2 protein-coding genes are annotated in these 4624 nt (G+C 68.0%); both read left to right on the forward strand.

Going from position 1 to position 4624, the window contains the following annotated elements; all coding sequences use genetic code 11:
• Nucleotides 1-3372: DNA polymerase III subunit alpha (gene dnaE / locus ACE3O1_RS14860; RefSeq protein ID WP_374316367.1), on the forward strand; the 3372-nt coding region annotated here is incomplete at its 5' end.
• A gap of 84 nt (nt 3373-3456) precedes the next feature.
• Nucleotides 3457-4422, forward strand: a complete 966-nt coding sequence (locus ACE3O1_RS14865) for a hypothetical protein (protein ID WP_374316369.1) — start codon at nt 3457-3459, stop codon at nt 4420-4422.
• Nucleotides 4423-4624 lie beyond the last annotated feature (202 nt).

The raw sequence follows: 4624 nt of genomic DNA on the forward strand, positions 1-4624 counted from the left end.
GCGTTCGAGTTCTACAACGCGGCCAAGGCGGCCGGGGTCAAGCCCATCATCGGGCTCGAGGCGTATGTGACCCCCGGCACGCATCGCAGCGACAAGTCGAGGGTGCAGTGGGGCACGCCCGAGCAGCGCAGCGACGACGTCTCCGGGTCGGGCGCCTACACCCACACCACGATGTGGAGTCAGAGCACGGAGGGCATGCACAACCTCTTCCGGCTCAGCTCGCTGTCGAGCATGGAGGGCTACTACTTCAAGCCGCGCATGGACCGCGAGCTGCTCGAGACCTACGGCAAGGGCCTCATCGCCACGACGGGATGCCCGTCCGGCGAGGTGCAGACCCGCCTGCGACTCGGGCAGTACGACGCCGCGCGAGCGGCCGCCGCCGAGTTCCAGGACATCTTCGGCAAGGAGAACTACTTCGCCGAGATCATGGATCACGGGCTGTCGATCGAGCGCCGCGTCATGACCGATCTCATCCGCATCTCCAAGGATCTCGGCATCCCGCTGGTCGCGACCAACGACTCGCACTACACGCATCAGCACGAGGCCGACGCCCACGCGGCGCTGCTGTGCGTGCAGTCCGGCTCGACCCTCGACGATCCGAACCGGTTCAAGTTCGACGGCGACGGGTACTACATCAAGACCGCGCAGGAGATGCGCCAGATCTTCCGCGACCACCCCGAGGCGTGCGACAACACGCTGCTGATCGCCGAGCGGTGCGAGGTCGAGTTCAACACCAGCGCGAACTACATGCCGCGCTTCCCCGTGCCCGACGGCGAGACCGAGGACAGCTGGCTCATCAAGGAGGTCGAGGCGGGGCTGCACTACCGCTACCCGGACGGCATCCCCGACCGGGTGCGCAAGCAGGCCGAGTACGAAACCGGCATCATCCTGCAGATGGGATTCCCCGGCTACTTCCTCGTGGTCGCCGACTTCATCAACTGGGCGAAGGACAACGGCATCCGCGTCGGTCCCGGCCGCGGGTCCGGCGCGGGGTCGATGGTCGCGTACGCGATGCGCATCACCGACCTCGATCCGCTCGAGCACGGCCTCATCTTCGAGCGCTTCCTCAACCCCGACCGCGTCTCGATGCCCGACTTCGACGTCGACTTCGACGACCGTCGCCGCGGCGAGGTGATCGACTACGTCACCGCGAAGTACGGCTCCGAGCGCGTGGCGCAGATCGTCACCTACGGCACGATCAAGTCGAAGCAGGCGCTCAAGGATGCGGGGCGCGTCCTCGGCTTCCCCTTCAGCATGGGCGAGAAGCTCACCAAGGCGATGCCGCCGGCGGTGATGGGGAAGGACATGGAGCTGGGCGGGATGTTCGACTCCCAGCATCCGCGGTTCAAGGAGGCGTCCGAGTTCCGGGCGCTCATCGAGACCGATCCCGAAGCCAAGACGGTCTTCGATCGCGCGCTCGGCCTCGAGGGCCTCAAGCGCCAGTGGGGCGTGCACGCCGCCGGCGTCATCATGTCGAGCGAACCGCTGCTCGACATCATCCCGATCATGCGCCGCGAGCAGGACGGCCAGATCGTCACGCAGTTCGACTACCCGTCGTGCGAGGCGCTCGGCCTGATCAAGATGGACTTCCTGGGGCTGCGCAACCTCACGATCATCTCCGACGCCCTCGACAACATCCGCCTCAACCGGGGTGAGGAGCTCGACCTCGAGCACCTCGCGCTCGACGACCGCGCGGCATACGACCTGCTCACGCGCGGCGACACGCTCGGCGTGTTCCAGCTCGACGGCGGGCCGATGCGCTCGCTCCTGCGCTTGATGAAGCCCGACAACTTCGAAGACGTCTCCGCCGTCATCGCGCTGTACCGCCCCGGACCCATGGGCGCGAACTCGCACATCAACTACGCGCTGCGCAAGAACGGCCAGCAGGACGTCACCCCGATCCACCCCGAGCTGGAAGAGCCGCTCAGGGAGATCCTCGACATCAGCTACGGCCTGATCATCTATCAGGAGCAGGTCATGGCGATCGCGCAGAAGGTCGCCGGCTTCTCGCTCGGACAGGCCGACATCCTGCGCCGAGCGATGGGCAAGAAGAAGAAGTCCGAGCTCGACAAGCAGTACGAGGGCTTCTCGAACGGGATGAAGGAGCGCGGCTACGGCGAGGCCGCGATCACCGCGCTGTGGGACATCCTGCTGCCCTTCTCGGACTACGCGTTCAACAAAGCGCACTCCGCCGCCTACGGGCTGGTCTCGTACTGGACTGCCTACCTCAAGGCGCACTATCCCGCCGAGTACATGGCGGCGCTCCTGACGAGCGTCGGCGACTCGAAAGACAAGATGGCGGTGTACCTGAACGAGTGCCGGCGCATGGGGATCAAGGTGCTCCCGCCCGACGTGAGCGAGTCCATCCGCTACTTCGCCGCCGTCGGCGAAGACATCCGCTTCGGCCTCGGCGCCGTCCGCAACGTCGGCGCGAACGTCGTGGACGGCATCGTCGCGGCGCGCAAGGACGACACCTTCGCCTCGTTCCACGACTTCCTCACCAAGGTGCCAGTCCATGTCGCGAACAAGCGCACGATCGAGTCCCTCATCAAGGCAGGCGCATTCGACTCGATGGGCGACACCCGGCGAGCCCTTCTCGAGATCCACGAGGACGCGACCGAGGCGGCCGTCGACCGCAAGCGCAACGAGGCACAGGGGGCGATCGGATTCGACTTCGACAGCCTCTACGACCAGGCGGAGGAAGTCGTGCCGCCCAAGGTGCCGCCTCGTCCGGAGTTCGCCAAGAAGGACAAGCTGGCCTTCGAGCGCGAGATGCTCGGCCTCTACGTGTCCGATCACCCGCTCGCCGGGCTGGAGATCCCGCTCGCCAAGCACGCGTCCACGAGCATCCACGACCTGCTCTCGTCGGAGGACGTGAACGACGGCGACCAGGTCACCGTCGCGGGGCTCGTCACCAGCGTGCAGCATCGCGTGGCCAAGGCCAGCGGAAATCCGTACGGCATGATCACCGTCGAGGACTTCAACGGCGAGGTCACGGTGATGTTCATGGGCAAGACCTACACGGAGTTCGCCGCCATGCTTGTCGCCGACTCGATCCTCGTGGTGCGCGGACGCGTGTCGCGCCGTGACGACGGACTCAACCTGCACGCGCAGTCCGCCTTCGCGCCGGATCTCGGGACGATGGATGCCTCGGGCCCGCTCGTGCTCGTCATCCCCGAGCGCCGCGCCAACGAGGCCATCGTGGGAGAGCTGCGGCAGATGCTCGACCGGCACCGGGGCGACACCGAGGTCACCGTGAAGCTCCATTCGGGCTCCGTCGCGAAGGTGTTCGAGGTTCCGCACCAGGTGCGGCTGACCGCCGATCTGTACGGCGAGCTCAAGGGCCTCCTCGGGCCGCAGTGCCTCGGCTGACCCAGCGCATCTCATGCCCGTCTCATGAGGCGTGAGTAGCATGAAAACGACGCACGCCGCCGACCGCGGCCGGAAGGGAACATCGTGACGGACGACCAGCTGGACCAGGATTTCGACGTCGAGGAAGGTGCCGCGGACGCCGATGAGGCCGCGCAGTACGGCGTGGGGCCGTTCTCGATCCGCGAGGTCGCCCTCGTCGGCGTCTGGCTCGTCGCCTTCGTCGTCTCGTTCTTCTCGATCAACGTCGGCCGCTTCGAGTCGGTCTGGACGTCGGCCATCCTCTGGATCCTCGCGATCGCCGTCCCGACGGTCGCCGTGTTCCTCATCGTGCTGCGGCGCCTCTCGCCCGAGGGCATCCGGCGCGTCGGTTCGCTCGGCATCGACCAGTTCGCATCGGTGGCGTTCTCGGTCTCGGCCGTCGTGTGGCTGCAGCTCATCTGGGAGACCGTCGAGTTCGCCGTCGAGACGGGCGCGTGGGCGCGCTCGTGGGTCATCTGGGTCGAGGGCGTGCTGATGCTCGCCGGCGTGGTGCTGACCGTGTTCGCGCCGCTGATCCCGGTGCTCCGCGACGACTTCCGCGGTCGCCCCGAGGTGCCCGCACACCGCAGCGCCCGCCCCATCCGCCCCGTCTCGCCGCGCCCCGCCCGCGCGCCGCGCGCGTCCGAGGCCGACGCTCCGGACTTCAGCGCCTACGCGGCCGGCACAGCGGGTCCCGCGCCCTACACGGGCCCGATCGAGGCTCCCGCGGCCGTCGAGCCGACCATCGAGACGCGCTCGTTCGCGCCTGCCCAGTCCCGCGACACGTTCGAGAGCGTCGAGGAGCCCTCCTCGACGGTCGAGCCGGCGGTCGAGCCCGCGCGTCACCAGGCGTTCTGGGCCCTGGTCCCGGAAGAGCGCGACGTCGTCGACGAGATCGGCATCCCGGTGTTCCGCATCGGGCCGACCGCGTGGGCGCTCGTGATCGAGGATCGCGGCGAGGCGTTCGTGGTGCGCCACGAGGACGGGCGGATCGGCTACCTGCACGACATCTCCGACGTCACACGCGGCTAGCGGCGCCCGGCTCCGCGCTAGCGTAGAAGGATGCTCCGCACGATCGATCTGCGCGGACGCGCGCTCACACCCGCCGAACTGCTCGCGACCGTTCCCCGGGCCACCGCCGCCCGTGAGGAGGCGCTGACGACCGCGGCGCGCATCGTCGCCGACGTCGCCTCGCACGGCGAGACCGCCCTCCGCGACCAGGCCGAGCGGTTCG

It is taken from the genome of Microbacterium sp. (genome assembly GCF_041909575.1).
Classification (GTDB): Bacteria; Actinomycetota; Actinomycetes; order Actinomycetales; family Microbacteriaceae; genus Microbacterium.